This window comes from Paraburkholderia phenoliruptrix (genome assembly GCF_047325075.1).
In the GTDB taxonomy this organism is placed as follows: Bacteria; Pseudomonadota; Gammaproteobacteria; order Burkholderiales; family Burkholderiaceae; genus Paraburkholderia; species Paraburkholderia phenoliruptrix.
Window position 1 is genome coordinate 1,845,546 of the sequence record NZ_CP168530.1, and the last position, 14,250, is coordinate 1,859,795.

At 62.1% G+C, this 14,250-nt stretch carries 14 protein-coding genes; all 14 read left to right on the forward strand.

The window, feature by feature from the left end; translation table 11 throughout:
- Positions 1-4 precede the first annotated feature (4 nt).
- The 14 genes from ACEN8U_RS08180 to dhaK all read left to right on the forward strand — a co-directional run bounded on the left by ACEN8U_RS08180 (position 5) and on the right by dhaK (position 14,246).
- On the forward strand, positions 5-1,279 hold the full coding sequence (locus ACEN8U_RS08180; protein WP_310107919.1) for an MFS transporter: 1,275 nt from the start codon (positions 5-7) through the stop codon (positions 1,277-1,279).
- Between the two features lie 122 nt (positions 1,280-1,401).
- The gene (locus ACEN8U_RS08185) at positions 1,402-1,602 is read left to right on the forward strand and encodes a hypothetical protein (protein WP_374725914.1); all 201 of its coding nucleotides are present in this window, start codon (positions 1,402-1,404) and stop codon (positions 1,600-1,602) included.
- Positions 1,603-1,903: 301 nt separating this feature from the next.
- On the forward strand, positions 1,904-3,769 hold the full coding sequence (gene ilvB, locus ACEN8U_RS08190; RefSeq protein ID WP_310107923.1) for a biosynthetic-type acetolactate synthase large subunit: 1,866 nt from the start codon (positions 1,904-1,906) through the stop codon (positions 3,767-3,769).
- A 285-nt stretch (positions 3,770-4,054) separates the two neighbouring features.
- Positions 4,055-4,282: a hypothetical protein gene (locus ACEN8U_RS08195; RefSeq protein WP_310107925.1), complete on the forward strand. Its 228-nt coding sequence runs from the start codon at positions 4,055-4,057 to the stop codon at positions 4,280-4,282.
- 341 nt (positions 4,283-4,623) lie between these two features.
- Positions 4,624-5,592, forward strand: a complete 969-nt coding sequence (locus ACEN8U_RS08200; RefSeq protein WP_310107928.1) for a LysR family transcriptional regulator — start codon at positions 4,624-4,626, stop codon at positions 5,590-5,592.
- A 210-nt stretch (positions 5,593-5,802) separates the two neighbouring features.
- Complete coding sequence (locus ACEN8U_RS08205; protein ID WP_013592435.1) at positions 5,803-6,822, forward strand: LacI family DNA-binding transcriptional regulator; 1,020 nt, start codon at positions 5,803-5,805, stop codon at positions 6,820-6,822.
- A gap of 113 nt (positions 6,823-6,935) precedes the next feature.
- On the forward strand, positions 6,936-8,267 hold the full coding sequence (locus tag ACEN8U_RS08210) for an ABC transporter substrate-binding protein (RefSeq protein ID WP_028360014.1): 1,332 nt from the start codon (positions 6,936-6,938) through the stop codon (positions 8,265-8,267).
- A 102-nt stretch (positions 8,268-8,369) separates the two neighbouring features.
- Positions 8,370-9,326 carry a carbohydrate ABC transporter permease gene (locus ACEN8U_RS08215; protein ID WP_013592433.1) on the forward strand — a complete coding sequence of 319 codons (957 nt, stop codon included), beginning with the start codon at positions 8,370-8,372 and terminating at the stop codon, positions 9,324-9,326.
- Complete coding sequence (locus ACEN8U_RS08220; RefSeq protein ID WP_013592432.1) at positions 9,323-10,276, forward strand: carbohydrate ABC transporter permease; 954 nt, start codon at positions 9,323-9,325, stop codon at positions 10,274-10,276. The genes ACEN8U_RS08215 and ACEN8U_RS08220 overlap by 4 nt, the downstream gene beginning before the upstream one ends.
- The gene (locus tag ACEN8U_RS08225) at positions 10,273-10,467 is read left to right on the forward strand and encodes a hypothetical protein (RefSeq protein WP_041746744.1); all 195 of its coding nucleotides are present in this window, start codon (positions 10,273-10,275) and stop codon (positions 10,465-10,467) included. Before ACEN8U_RS08220 ends, ACEN8U_RS08225 begins: the two co-directional genes overlap by 4 nt.
- Before the next feature lie 3 nt (positions 10,468-10,470).
- The gene (locus ACEN8U_RS08230) at positions 10,471-11,598 is read left to right on the forward strand and encodes an ABC transporter ATP-binding protein (RefSeq protein WP_310107932.1); all 1,128 of its coding nucleotides are present in this window, start codon (positions 10,471-10,473) and stop codon (positions 11,596-11,598) included.
- Positions 11,591-12,610: an ABC transporter ATP-binding protein gene (locus tag ACEN8U_RS08235; protein WP_310107934.1), complete on the forward strand. Its 1,020-nt coding sequence runs from the start codon at positions 11,591-11,593 to the stop codon at positions 12,608-12,610. Before ACEN8U_RS08230 ends, ACEN8U_RS08235 begins: the two co-directional genes overlap by 8 nt.
- The gene (dhaL, locus tag ACEN8U_RS08240) at positions 12,607-13,242 is read left to right on the forward strand and encodes a dihydroxyacetone kinase subunit DhaL (RefSeq protein WP_014973465.1); all 636 of its coding nucleotides are present in this window, start codon (positions 12,607-12,609) and stop codon (positions 13,240-13,242) included. The genes ACEN8U_RS08235 and dhaL overlap by 4 nt, the downstream gene beginning before the upstream one ends.
- 14 nt (positions 13,243-13,256) lie before the next feature.
- Complete coding sequence (gene dhaK, locus ACEN8U_RS08245; RefSeq protein WP_310107936.1) at positions 13,257-14,246, forward strand: dihydroxyacetone kinase subunit DhaK; 990 nt, start codon at positions 13,257-13,259, stop codon at positions 14,244-14,246.
- Positions 14,247-14,250 lie beyond the last annotated feature (4 nt).

Sequence of the window (14,250 nt, forward strand, 5' to 3'; positions counted from 1 at the left end):
CGGCATGTTGCTGCAAAGGCCGGAGCATACGAACAACAAGGAGATGGCCGTGCCCGGATCAACCACCGTAATCGATAGTCCTGCACCGCCGCCGCTCGCTTCGCGCGGCAAGATCATGATGATGGCGATCGTCGCCGGCGCGGTGATCACCAACCTGTATTGCACGCAGCCGATCCTGCCGCTGATCGCGACGGACCTCGGAGTAGACGCTACGACGGTCGATCTCGTCGCCGCCGCCGGCCTGCTGGGTTTCTCCGGCGGCCTTGCGTTGCTGTTGCCGCTCGGCGACCGCTTCGATCGCCGCAAGCTGGTGTTGGTGCAGATCGCGCTCGCGATCGTATTCGGCATTGCAGCAGCCGTCGCGCCCGGCATCTGGGCGCTTGTCGCGGCGGCGTTCGGGCTTGGCGCCGTGAGCTGCGTGCCGCAGCAACTGGTGCCGTTCGCGGCGGCCATGTCGTTGCCTAGCCAGCGTGGGCGCAACGTCGGGACCGTCGTGAGCGGGATCATGATCGGCATCCTCGCCGGCCGCACGGTCGCCGGCGCAATCGGCGCGGCGTACGGCTGGCGTGCGGTGTACGGCTTTGAAGCGGCGTTCATGGTGCCGGTCGGGATTGCCGCGGCTTCACTGTTGCCGCGTGGCGTGCCGTCGACGAATCTGTCCTACGGTCGCCTGCTCGCGTCGCTATGGCCGCTTGCTCGGGACAATCGGCCCATCCGCGAGTCGATGATCATTCAGGCATTGCTGTGGGCCTGTTTCAACGCGTTCTGGGTCAATCTCGCCGCGCTGCTCGCGAACGGACCGTGGCATCTCGGCAGCGCGTGGGCGGGCGCCTTCGGCATCATCGGCGCGGCCGGTGCGCTCGCGGCTTCGCTCGGCGGCAATGCGACGGACCGAATCGGCTTTCGCAAGGTGATCGGCGCGAGCATCGGCATCGTCACGCTTTCGTACGTGCTGCTCTCCGGCGCGGCGACCTCGCCGACTTTGTTGATCGTCGGCGTGATCGTGCTCGATGTCGGCGTGCAGTCCGGTCTGGTGTCCAACCAGACCCGCGCGTTCGCGGTGGATCCGAAGGCCCAGGGCCGCATCAATAGCCTCTATATGACGGCGACGTTTTTTGGCGGTGCAGTGGGTGCGACGGTCAGCGGCTGGTTGCTGACGCGCTTTGGCTGGAACGGCATTGTTGTCTTCGGCATCGTGCTCGGTGTTCTCGCTTCGGCGATCCACTGGTTCGGTGCACCGCGTGCAGCGGCGAACGAGGTGCAGGCAAACCCGGATTAGATGAACCGAGGAAGCCGGGCGGCTGGAGATGAAAAAAGTGAATTCAGGCCTGCCTGGTTTTTCTCGTTGTCGTTGGGACTCATAGTGGTCCGAATCGAAGCTTGTTCAATGGAGAAGTGAAAGTGAAATTCTCGATGAAATCTCAAATCCGCGCGGATGACCATTCGATGATCGAGCATGCGCTGAAGTCGGTCGATGCCGACGCGAAAGTCGACGTCGACGTCGATAAGCAAACCGTGAGCGTCGACTCGTGGCTGATGCCCGAGGAGTTTATCGTCGCCTTCACCGATGAAGACCTCGACGTGGCGATTACCGAATGGTGAGATGCGCAAGGCAGCGCGGTTGCGGCGCGCCGCGCGGTGCGGCCGTGGCCCGGATGTGCCCAAACCTGGCCCGCAGCCAGTTGATTTGCTGGCGTGAGCCGCGTCGATTGTCGTCAGAATCCGATAGAACCGAGCCACTTCTTACTGTTTATCCGGGACGCACATCAAAAGAGTGCGAAGTGGGCTGCGCTTCATACGGCAACCCCGTCGAAAGCACGCCGCGCAACTGGCAGGGGGAATACGCTGTTCTTGAGTCGGAAGGGAAATCGTCTTCTTTTGTCCACTTCAATGCAGGTCCGGTATGACCCAAAACCCCAATCTCGCTCCTCAGAAAATTCAGCCTTCAGGAACGGTCGGCGAATCGATGTCGGGTGCCGACATCATCTTGCGTGTACTCAGCGAACAGGGCGTCGATACGGTGTTCGGCTACAGCGGCGGCGCGATACTGCCGACTTACGACGCGGTGTTCCGCTTCAACGAGCAGCATGCTGACACGCCGGAACGCCAGATCAACCTCGTGGTCCCCGCCAATGAACAGGCCGCGGGATTCATGGCGGCAGGCTATGCGCGTGCGAGCGGAAAAGTCGGTGTTTTCATGGTCACCTCGGGTCCCGGCGCGACCAATGCCGTGACGCCGATTGCCGATTGCAATGGCGATTCGGTGCCGGTGGTGCTGATCTGTGGGCAGGTGCCGCGCGCGGCGATCGGCAGCGATGCGTTTCAGGAAGCGCCGGTGTTCAACATCATGTCGGCGTGCGCGAAGCAGGTGTTTCTGGTCACTCATCCTGACAAGCTCGAACAGACGCTACGCAGCGCGTTCGAAATCGCACGCACTGGCCGCCCTGGTCCCGTCGTCGTGGACGTGCCCAAAGATATCCAGAACTGGACCGGCACCTGGCAGGGCCACGGCACGCTGGAATTTCGCGGGTATTCGGATCGTCTTCGCAAGGTCGCCAAAGGCGCGCGTTTCGAAGACAGCAAGCGCGCCGGATTCTTCAATCTGCTTCGAGAAAGCAGGCGGCCGCTGCTGTATGCCGGTGGCGGCGTCATTGCGGCCGGTGCGGCCGCCGAGTTGCGCCAGTTCGCCGAGCGCTATCGCATACCGGTGGTGAGTACGTTGATGGGGCTCGGCTCGATATCCGCGAAACACGAGCTCGGCCTCGGCATGCTTGGCATGCACGGCTCGGCCTGCGCGAACTACGCGGTGGAAGATTGCGACTTTCTTATCGCGGTGGGCGCGCGGTTCGATGATCGTGTCGCGGGTGGCCGGCCGCACGCATTCGCGCCGCGGGCTCGCCATGTCGCGCACATCGACATCGACGAGGCGGAAATCAACAAGGTGAAACATGCGCACTGGACTCACGTGGGCGATGCCAGGGATGCCTTGCTATCCTTGATGAATCACGACACGGATGTCCAGGCTCCGCCAGCATGGCTCGATCACGTCAGGCAACTGAAGCAGCGCTTCGGGATGAACTACGACCGCAACAGTGCGTTGATCCAGCCGCAGCGGGTGGTCGAGAAGCTGAGCGAGATGACAGGCGGCCGGGCAATCGTCACCACCGGCGTGGGCCAGCACCAGATGTGGGCCGCGCAGTTCTTCGACTTCGTCGCGCCGCGCAGTTTTCTGACGTCCGGCAGCATGGGGACGATGGGCTTCGGGCTACCTGCCGCGATCGGCGCGCAACTGGGGCGCCCGGACGCGCTCGTGATCGATATCGATGGCGACGGCAGCCTGCGCATGAACATCGGAGACCTGGAGACCGCCACGACGTATGGCGTGCCGGTTAAAGTGCTGCTGCTGAACAATAGGGGCGACGGAATGATCCGGCAGTGGCAGCGTCTTTTCTATGACGGCCGCCTATGCGTGAGCGACAAGTCGCTGCATCGGAAGGACTTTGTGATGGCGGCGCAGGCAGATGGGTTCGAATTCGCGCAGCGCGTCGCATCGCTCGCCGAACTCGATCAGAAGCTCAGGGATTTTATCGATTTCGAAGGACCGGCTTTTCTCGAAGTGATGATCGATCAGAACGCCGATGTGTTTCCGATGGTCGGACCCGGTCAGAGCTACGCTGAGATGATTACCGGGCCTTTTATCCCGTCACGCAGCGAACGCAATACGGGCGACGGGCATGCGGGGCATCAGGCAGCTTCCGATATGTTCTAGGAGTCGCTTTTCGTCTGTGATCGACGCGCAATGTCAGTACTTCGGCCTCCATTCTGGATAGGCGACTGCGCCGCGTCTTCCACCAGTGCCAATTTAATCGTTTGTTATCCTAAGCGTTCGCGGGGGCATCGCGCATATCTGTGCAATCGGTGTCCCGCCGATGTTCCCGAATATTGGAAAGATCATTCCCGCGCCTGCGGGATTATCGTGCCGAGTTCTCGCAGGTAATCTAGGGAAGCTGGTTCCGGGAGGCGAAGCCTCCAATACTTGATAGAGAGATCGAAAATGAAACTGCTTTCTGCTGTTGTTCTTGCCCTTTCCTTGTCGGCTAGCTTCGCCGCACGCGCGCAATCCGTTGCCGCTCCGCAAACCGATGTTCAACAAACGGCTCAAGCGGATACGCCTCGCGCGACGCACGAGCGCATGCCGCTTCGTCGTACCACGAGGCCGGCGGCGGACGCGAACGCTTGTGTCGGTCCTAACAGCTTCTGCAATATCTTCTTCGGTAGCTAAGCCTGGTGGTGCTCTATTCACTCAGCCGCCAAAGCGAAGGGTGACTTGGAATTCGGCGCACAATGGGCAGGGGCAGGCCGCGCCGCTCGCGCACTGGTTGCCCGCGGCCGAACTGATGGCGCAACGGGAGCGGGAAACGCGGGAGGTATCCAGCGGCTGCAAGCGGTGCGGCGCCGAGCAGTCCGGTCTGCTCGCCTCGCACCGCTCGACAGCATCGGCACGCGCCCGCGACGCGCGACTTGATGTTCTCTCAACCTTGGCATCGGTGCCGTGCCCACCCGTTCGATCGAGTGCGGCTGAATTCGGCGGTTTGCTGGTGAAAAAGATAAAGGCGGACAGGCATGCAACGCAAATTCGACGATCTGCTGCTCGGCAGCATCGAGCTTTTCTGTTTTGCGGCGGAGCTCGGAAGCTTCACGCTTGCGGCCAATGCCGCGAGCGTCACGCCAGCGGCGGTAAGCCGGTCCGTGGCGCGGCTGGAGGAGCGGCTGGGCGCGCGGCTCTTCGTGCGTACCACGCGCCAGATCCGCCTGACCGACGCGGGACGACGCTACTTCGAGCAGTGCCGCGAGGCGCTGTCGCAGCTCGCCGATGCCGAGCGCGAAGTCACGGGCGAGCAGACCACGCCCGCCGGCGTGCTGCGCATCAGCATGCCGACGCCATATGGGCACTACCGTGTGTTGCCGTTGCTGCCGGCGTTTCGCGAGCGCTATCCGCACGTGCACGTCGAGACTCACCTTAGCAACCGTAATATCGACTTTGCGGACGAAGGTTTCGATCTGGCAATACGCGGACGTGCGCCGGCCGATTCGAGTCTCGTGGCACGCAAGCTGGAAGATGCGGAAATGGTCGTAGTGGCCGCGCCGGGCTATCTGAAGCGCGCGGGAGTGCCTGAAACGGTTGCGGACCTGGAGACGCACGAGTGCATCCAGTTTGACCTTCCGAGCAGCGGCCGTCGTCTTGCCTGGACCCTGCCGGACCCGCTCGACGACGGCGATGTGCTCACGAGCGGAAGCTATGCAACGTCTGGCGATGCGCTCGCCGGTGTGACGCTCGCGCGTGCCGGCGCGGGTCTCTTTCAAACGTATCGTTTCGTCGTGCAAGACGACTTGCGCGAAGGCAGGCTCGTGGAGGTCTTGCGCAAAGCAGGCGGACGCACGCGGCCGTTCATCCTGCTCTATCCACACGCGCGTTATCTGACTTCGCGCGTGCGGGCTTTCGTCGATTTTCTTGTCGAACAGTTGGCGAAGCCGACAAGCGCCACGCCGCCCATAGGCCACCGGTGCACTTCTACGCAACGAATGAAATAAGTATGACTAACAAAATATCAATTCTTGTGCCTCGTGGACAACGATTCTGACGCCGGCAAGCCAGGCCGACATTAAGTACATACAGAGAATCGACTCCCCGCATGCTCGCGAAAATGACGCATTTAACGCGTGAAAAAAGCTTGCATTTCGCGTGGGGAAAACTATCTTGAGTTAACAAAACGATTCTTTGTCTGGCAGCGGAGGAGACCCATGCCGGCCACACGTATGATGATTGCGCGTCGTGCCGGCGTGAGCGTGGCCACGGTCGATCGCGTGCTGCGCGACGACCAGGGGGTTCGCCCGGAAACGGCCGAGCGCGTACATCTCGCGCTGGCCACGCTGCGTGACGAACGCGCTAGCCGCGGCCGGCCTGCGAAAACCACATCGTTTCGGGTCGCGTTCGTCCTGCCGCAAATCAACTCCCGCTTTCTCGATCAGGTCGAGCGCGATATCGCGCTGTCGGCCAGCTTTTTTCGCGAGCATCGCCTCGTCCCCTCGTTTTACCGTTGCGACCTTTCCAGCCAGCGCGACGCAACCGCACTCGCGCAGCAACTGATCGACTACGACGCGCTCGTACTCGTGCCGCTCGATTACCCATGGGTCGAGCGGATGATTCAGGACATGACCGATGGGAACGTGCCCGTCGTCACGGTCTTTTCGGATTTGCCGTCGAGCGCGCGGGCTGCATATGTTGGCGTCGATAACCGGATGGCCGGAAGAACGGCGGCACTGCTGATGGGACGCTTCGTGGGCTCGCGCATCGGCACGGTCGCCGTGCTGTCGGCGTCCTCGCGTCTCTACGATCAACTCGAGCGTCGCACGGGTTTCTCCCAGGTGCTCGAGGAAGACTTCCGCAACCTGCGCTGGCTGACCGAGCCCGATTTCGCCGAAGACGACGAAAGCGCCGGTCTGGCTGTGCAAGGGCTGATGGCGGGGCACCCCGATCTCGTCGGCGTGTATGTGACGGGTGGCGGCATTTCCGGCATCGCTTCGACGTTGCAGGAATCGGGCGACAAGACGCGCGTCGTATTGATCGGCCACGAGTGCACGGCCGACACGCGCAGGCAACTGTCGGAGCGGGCGATCGACGTCATCCTCGATCAGGATGTGCGCGGCATTGTCCATTGGGCCGGGCTTGCCGCCATCAATTTTCTGAACGACGTGCGCGGCGTGCTCGCCATTCCGACGCTCGAAACCCGTATTTATCTTCGTGAGAATGCGCATGCCTGAAGCTCGCGACACGCGGACGGCTCGCTGAGTCCGCCAGAGCTGAAATACAGCGTCCGGCGCATGGGCGCTGCTGTCATCAGGTTGGAGACCCGACAGAGACAAGGAGAAGACACATGTTACGTCTTACGTCAGCAAGGATAATCGCGGCGCTCCTCGCGTCGCTGGGACTGAGCTTCGGATCGGCGGCGCACGCGCAGGGCAAGCAGTTAACGCTATGTTGGGCCGCGTGGGACCCCGCTAATGCGCTCGTCGAATTATCGAAAGACTTTACTGCGAAAACCGGTATTGCGATGAAGTTCGAATTCGTGCCGTGGACGAGTTACGCAGATCGCTTCCTCAATGAACTGAATTCGCACGGCAAGCTGTGCGATCTCATCATTGGAGATAGTCAGTGGATCGGCGGTGCCGCGGTCAATGGGCACTACGTGAAGCTGAATGACTTCTTCGACAAGAACAGGATATCGATGAACGACTTCGTGCCGGCGACCGTCGTCGGCTACGCGGAATGGCCGAAGGACACGCCGAATTATTGGGCGCTGCCTGCGATGGCGGACGCAGTAGGCTGGACCTACCGCAAGGACTGGTTTGCCAGGCCCGAGCTGCGCGCGGAGTTCAAGCAGAAGTACAAGCGTGAACTCGAACCGCCCACCACAATGGACGAACTCAAGCAGACCGCCGAGTTCTTCCAGGGGCGCAAGATCGACGGCAAGACCGTATATGGCGTGTATATCTTTACGGAGCGCGGCTCGGAAGGGATCACGATGGGCGTGACCAACATGCTCTACAACTACGGTTTCGAATACCAGGACCCCAAGAAGCCGTATCACCTCGACGGCTTCGTGAATTCGCCGGGTGCCGTCAAGGGGCTCGAATTCTATAAGGCGCTTTATAAGTGCTGCACCGCGCCCGGCATGACGAACGCCTACATGCAGGAAGGACTCGATGCGTTCAAGTCGGGGCAGGTCGCGATGCAGATGAACTGGTTCGCCTTCTTCCCCGGCCTGTACAAGGACCCGAATGTCGGCGGCGACAAGATCGGCTTCTTCGTCAATCCAAAGGAAACGAAGCAGTTCACGCAGCTTGGCGGGCAGGGCATTTCGGTCGTGTCCTACTCGGATCACAGGGCTGACGCGCTCGAATACATCAAGTGGTTTGCGCAAGCCGACGTGCAGAAGAAGTGGTGGCAACTCGGCGGATACTCGGCGGCGAAGTCGGTGGTGGACGCGCCGGACTTTCCGAAGAGCGCGCCCTTTGCGCCGGCCTTCCTGAAGTCGATGTCGATCGTCAAGGACTTCTGGGCCGAGCCTGCGTATGCCGAGTTGCTGCTCGACATGCAAAAGCGCGTGCACGACTATGTAGTGGCCGACAAGGGGACTTCAAAAGAAGCGCTCGATCTGCTCGTCAAGGACTGGAACAAGGTCTTCAAGGCGGAAGGGAAGAACTAGCCTCAACGCACATAAACGCAAATGAACGCACATGAACGCACATGAACGCGCGGACCGCTAAGCCGGTTTATCCTGGCGGTCCGCGAACACAAGGAGCTGGGCATGTTGGCAAACAAGCCTTTTCCTGCGGAAGGGTTGCAGACAAAAGCGCGGACGCGCGCGGGCGCGCGCCTGCATGGACTGTCTGACCGCACCATCGCGTGGCTGTTCATTCTTCCGACCATCGTGCTGCTGCTCGCCATCAACATTTTTCCGTTGATCTGGGCATTACGGCTGTCGTTCACGAACTTCAAGTCGAACATGCCGAGTGTGCCCGCGCGCAACGTCGGCATCAGCAATTACACGGACATACTCACCGACGAAGACATCTGGTACGCGATGCAGGTGACGGCGCGCTTCGTGTTCTGGTCGGTCGGGCTCGAGGTGCTGCTCGGCTTCGGGCTCGCGCTGCTGATCAACCGTCAGTTTCGCGGCCATAGTTTCTGGACCACGCTGATTCTGCTGCCGATGATGCTGTCGCCCGCTGTTGTCGGCAACTTCTGGACCTTTCTGCTGCAGCCGCAAACGGGCCTTTTCAACGACATCGTCAGCTTTTTCACGGGCATTGCACCCAACTCGTTCCAGATGATCGGCGACGTGCCGCTCGCGCCGTGGACGATCGTGATGGTCGATACGTGGATGTGGACGCCCTATGTGATGCTGATCTGCCTTGCGGGATTGCGTTCGATTCCGGACTACATCTACGAAGCGGCCGAAGTCGATCGCGCGTCGCCGTGGCGGCAGTTCTGGTCGATCACGCTGCCGATGACGCTGCCGTTCCTGATGCTCGCGATTCTGTTTCGCGGTATCGAGAACTTCAAGATGTTCGACATGGTGAATCTGCTGACGTCCGGCGGGCCGGGCTCGGTGACGGAAACGGTGTCGATCACGCTCAAGCGCGCGGCCTTCGAGAAGTGGCAGACGGGTTACTCGTCCGCGCTGGCGATCATTCTGTTCGTCGTCGTGTTCGGTGCGGCGAATATCTATGTGAAGGCGCTCAACCGGGTGAAACAGCGATGACAGACCTTGCACTTCAACAGTCGGTGGTCGCTGCATCGCCGCGCAGCAGGAGATTGGCCGCTGTCGTCGTGATCGCCTATGCGCTGATTGCGACGCTGCCGATCGTCTGGATCATTATGACGAGCTTCAAGACACAGGAAGACGCGATTGCGTATCCGCCCGTCGTCGTGTTTCATCCGTCGATGGAAGGCTATGTGAACCTCTTCACGATCCGCTCGCGGCAGACGCCGGAGTTCATCGCCAGTTTGCCGCCCGCAGAGACCTGGTACGACCGCGATGTGCGAAAGCGCAATATGGTGATCGCGGGGCCGTCGAAAGTCCTGCCGCGTTTTGTCAATTCGCTCGTGATCGGTTTTGGTTCGACCTTTCTCGCAGTGTTTTTCGGCACGCTCGCCGCCTATGCGTTCTCGCGCTTCAAGGTTCCGCTCGCCGACGATCTGCTGTTCTTCATTCTGTCCACGCGGATGATGCCGCCCATCGCCGTGGCCATTCCCATCTATCTGATGTACCGGGCGCTAGGGCTCGCCGACAGCTACCTGGGCATGATCGTGCTGTACACCGCAGTGAACGTGTCGCTGGCGGTGTGGCTGCTCAAGGGCTTCATCGACGAAATTCCGCGTGAATACGAGGAAGCGGCGCTCGTCGACGGCTACACGCGGCTGCAGGCGTTCGTCAAGGTCGTGCTGCCGCAGGCGATCACCGGCATTGCGGCGACGGCGATTTTCTGCCTGATCTTTGCATGGAACGAATACGCGTTCGCCTTGCTGCTGACGAGCGGCGACGCGCAAACCATGCCGCCGTTCATTCCGTTCATCATCGGCGAGGGCGGGCAGGACTGGCCAGCCGTCGCGGCAGCCACGACCCTGTTCGTGCTGCCCATCCTGATCTTTACCGTCGTGCTGCGCAAGCACCTGTTGCGCGGCATCACCTTTGGGGCGGTGCGCAAATGAAAGTCCAACCTGCCATGCCGCGTCGCCGCCTGTTCCGCAGGCGCTACGGTGAGGGCGCGTCGACGGTGCTGATCGGCCTCGGCATTGCGATGCTCGTCCAGCCATTCACGGTCGATCTGTACACCTGGTCGTTCCCCGTGATTCTGGTGGGTGCGCTGGCTTTCGTCGTGACCAGCCACTTTCCGGAGTGAGTCATGTCGACGATCGTTCTCTCCAACCTTCACAAACGCTTCGGCGATTTCACCGCCGTGCGCGATACGAATCTCACTGTGGGCAACGGTCGCTTCGTGGTCCTGCTGGGACCTTCCGGCTGCGGCAAGACGACGACGTTGCGCATGATCGCCGGGCTCGAACTGCCGACCTCGGGCCAGATTCTGATCGACGGCGAAGACGTGACGGGACTGCGGGCGCGTCAACGCGACATTGCCTTCGTGTTCCAGATGTTCGCGCTGTATCCGCATATGACGGTGCGTAACAACATCGCATTTCCGCTAAAGAACGAGGGCATCACGCGCCGCGAGATTGCGGCTCGTGTCGACGCGGCCGCGCATATGCTTCGCATCGAAGGTTTGCTGGACCGGAAGACGGGCGGGCTGTCGGGCGGCGACCGTCAACGTGTCGCCCTTGGGCGCGCGATCGTGCGGCATCCGAAGGCGTTTCTGATGGACGAGCCGCTCGGCACACTCGACGCGGACTTCCGCGAACTGATGTGTCTCGAGCTGCGCAAGCTGCATAACGCGCTCAACGCAACGACGGTCTACGTCACGCACGATCAACGCGAAGCGATGGCAATGGCCGACGACATCGTCGTGATGAACGGGGGTGAAGTGCTGCAGTCGGCGTCGCCGCATGAGGTCTATCACTTTCCTGCGAGTGTCTTCGTCGGCGGCTTTATCGGCAGTCCGCCGATGAATTTCCTCGCGGTGGACAGCGGCGTCGAAGCGGGCGCTGAATCCGTCGCGCTGGGCGGCGTGACCGTAGCCGTGCCGCGCACCGGTGCGGGCACCGCGAAAGCGCTGCTCGGCGTGCGCCCCGAGCATGTCGTGATCGACGAGCGCAGTGCGTTGCGTGGCCGCGTGATCGCCGACGAGTATCTCGGTTCGCATCAGATTCTGGTCGTCGAAACGGCGCTCGGCGTGGTGCGCGTGCGCGTCGGCAAGGACGAAGGACGGGCGACGGGATTGCAGGTCGGGCTGTCGTTTCGGGAGGCTCGCACGCTCCTGTACGACGCGACGAGCGGCAAGCTGCTGCCCGGCGCTGCGCGGCAGATGGCCTTCAACGGTAACGGCAGCGGCAACGGCAATGGAGGCGCGTATGTCTGAGATTCGCCTGGAGGCGGTGACGAAGCGTTTCGGCGATATCGTCGCGGTGGATGACGTGTCGATCGACGTGAAGGAGGGCGAGTTCGTCGTGTTGCTCGGGCCGAGCGGCGCGGGCAAGACCACCACGTTGCGGCTCATTGCCGGTCTGGAACGGCCCGACGAGGGCGAGATATTCATCGACGGCGCGGCCGCGACGCAGATGCATCCCGCGGACCGCGACGTCGCGTTCATCTTTCAGCAGTACTCGCTGTATCCGCATCTGACCGTGTTCGGCAACCTGGCGTTTCCGTTGCGCTCCCCGCGGCGGCGCGTGAGCGAGGCGGAAGTCGCCACGCGCGTGCAGGCGGTCGCGCAGATGCTGCATCTCGAGTCGAAACTCGGCAATCTGGCGACGCGTCTGTCGGGCGGCGAGATGCAGCGCGTGGCTATCGGACGGGCACTCGTGCGTCAGCCCAAGGTGTTTTTGATGGACGAGCCGCTGTCGTCGCTCGACGCGAAGTTGCGCGAGGAACTGCGAATCGAACTGAAGCGGCTGCATCGCTCGATCGGCGCGACGATCATCTACGTGACGCACGATCAGGTCGAGGCGACCACGCTTGCGGACCGCATCGGCATACTCGAACAGGGCCGTATCGTGCAGATGGGCGCGCCGCGCGAGGTGTATGGCAACCCGGCTTCGCTCGGCGCGGCGCAACGGCTCGGCTCGCCGCCTATCAACCTGCTGCCGCGCGCGTTGTTTGATTCTTCGGCGATGCCGGCGGGCACCTCGACGGTTGCAATCCGGCCGGAGGACATCGTGCTGCACGCGCCCGATACGCGCGACGTGCTCAACCTTCGTGTGCTCGAATATTCACCGCTGCGGCACCTGCTGATCATGGAGCGCGACGGCACCCCCATCGTGGCGACGACGATGACCGAGCGCAATTTCACGCCGGGGCAAACAGTCGGCGTGTCGCTGCCTCCACGCAGCCTTCTTTATTTCCGCTCCGACGGCAGGAGGATTCCGGCATGAACGGGAAAACGGTCATGGCGTGCATCGAAGCCGCGCATTCGACGCTGAAGGAACACACGGACGAAATCGCCGCGCTCGATCAGCAGATCGGCGACGGCGATCATATCTTCAACCTGTTGCGCGGCGTCGATGCGCTCTTCGCCATGCGCGCCGATATCGAAGCGGCGCTGATCGGACCCGCGCTGGATCTGGCCGCGTCCAAACTGCTGTCGACGGTTGGCGGCTCGTCGGGGCCGCTGTTCTTCTCGCTGCTGCACGGCATGGCGAAGGCCGCCGGGGACGCAGAGACGATGAGCGTGGAGGGCGCCGCGCAGATGTTCGCCGCCGGAGTGGATGCCGTCACGCAGCGCGGCAAGGCCGGCATCGGCAGCAAAACGATGATGGACGTGCTGATTCCCGTCGCGTCACGCTTCGTGGAACTGGCCGACAGCAAGGCGGCACCCGAAACCGTGCTCGATGCGCTGCCGCTGATCGCGGAAGAGGGCATGCTGGCGACGCGCGACATGCTCGCAACCAAGGGGCGTGCGTCGTTTCTCGGCGAGCGTGCGCGCGGCCACATCGATCCCGGCGCACGGTCGAGCCAGTTGATGATCGGTGCGGTATGCGCGCGGCTCGCGCAAGACAGAGAGTGAAAGGAGCGCAGGCCATGAAAAAGTTCATCAACCACGTCGACGACTTTCTGACCGAGAGCCTTGCCGGATTCGCCGCCGCGCACGGCGATCTCGTCGTGCTCAACCAGGAGCCGGTGTTCGTGCGGCGCAAGGCGCTGAAGGCCGGCAAGGTCGCGCTCATTTCGGGTGGCGGCTCGGGACACGAGCCTTTGCATAGCGGCTTCGTCGGCTACGGCATGCTGGATGCCGCGTGCCCGGGCCAGGTGTTCACCTCGCCGACGCCCGACCAGATGATGGCGGCCGCCAAGGCCGTCGACACGGGCGCGGGCACGCTCTTCATCGTGAAGAATTATTCTGGTGACCTGATGAATTTCGAAATGGCGTCCGAGATGTCGGAGCTGCCGAACGCGATGGTGTTGATCAACGACGACGTGGCGGTCGAAAATTCCAGCTACACGACGGGCCGCCGCGGCGTGGCGGGAGCGGTGATCGTCGAGAAACTGGTGGGCAGTCTTGCCGAGAGCGGCGCCGATCTCGAACAATGCAAGGCATTCGGCGACCGGATCAACAAGCATACGGCGTCGATGGGCGTGGCGTTTTCAAGTTGCACGGTGCCCGCTGCAGGCACGCTGACGTTCAAGATCGGCGACGATGAAATGGAGGTCGGCGTCGGCATTCATGGCGAGCCAGGGCGGCGGCGAACGCGCTTTGCTGCCGCCGACGCGATCGCGGCCGAGCTGCTGACGGCGATCGTCGCCGATCTGAAACCAGCGGACGGCTCGGAGCTGCTGATCCTGATCAATGGGCTGGGCGGCACGCCGCTCGGGGAACTGTATCTGTTGTTCAATTCCACACGCTCGTGGCTGCAGCAGCGCGGGCTCGCCATTGCACGCGTGCAGGTCGGATCGCTCACGACGTCGCTGGAGATGGCGGGCGCGTCGATCACCTTGTGCGTGCTGGACGACGAAATGAAGCGGCATTGGGACAGCCGTGTGCATACGCCATCGCTCAGATGGGGAATGTAGCGAT

Coding starts and splice junctions, on each gene's coding strand:
- ACEN8U_RS08215 (WP_013592433.1), top strand. CDS start 8,370: ATGTTGGCAAACAAGCCTTTTCCTGCGGAAGGGTTGCAGACAAAAGCG.
- ACEN8U_RS08210 (WP_028360014.1), top strand. CDS start 6,936: ATGTTACGTCTTACGTCAGCAAGGATAATCGCGGCGCTCCTCGCGTCG.
- ACEN8U_RS08225 (WP_041746744.1), top strand. CDS start 10,273: ATGAAAGTCCAACCTGCCATGCCGCGTCGCCGCCTGTTCCGCAGGCGC.
- ACEN8U_RS08220 (WP_013592432.1), top strand. CDS start 9,323: ATGACAGACCTTGCACTTCAACAGTCGGTGGTCGCTGCATCGCCGCGC.
- ilvB (WP_310107923.1), top strand. CDS start 1,904: ATGACCCAAAACCCCAATCTCGCTCCTCAGAAAATTCAGCCTTCAGGA.
- dhaK (WP_310107936.1), top strand. CDS start 13,257: ATGAAAAAGTTCATCAACCACGTCGACGACTTTCTGACCGAGAGCCTT.
- ACEN8U_RS08230 (WP_310107932.1), top strand. CDS start 10,471: ATGTCGACGATCGTTCTCTCCAACCTTCACAAACGCTTCGGCGATTTC.
- ACEN8U_RS08180 (WP_310107919.1), top strand. CDS start 5: ATGTTGCTGCAAAGGCCGGAGCATACGAACAACAAGGAGATGGCCGTG.
- ACEN8U_RS08200 (WP_310107928.1), top strand. CDS start 4,624: ATGCAACGCAAATTCGACGATCTGCTGCTCGGCAGCATCGAGCTTTTC.
- dhaL (WP_014973465.1), top strand. CDS start 12,607: ATGAACGGGAAAACGGTCATGGCGTGCATCGAAGCCGCGCATTCGACG.
- ACEN8U_RS08205 (WP_013592435.1), top strand. CDS start 5,803: ATGCCGGCCACACGTATGATGATTGCGCGTCGTGCCGGCGTGAGCGTG.
- ACEN8U_RS08235 (WP_310107934.1), top strand. CDS start 11,591: ATGTCTGAGATTCGCCTGGAGGCGGTGACGAAGCGTTTCGGCGATATC.
- ACEN8U_RS08195 (WP_310107925.1), top strand. CDS start 4,055: ATGAAACTGCTTTCTGCTGTTGTTCTTGCCCTTTCCTTGTCGGCTAGC.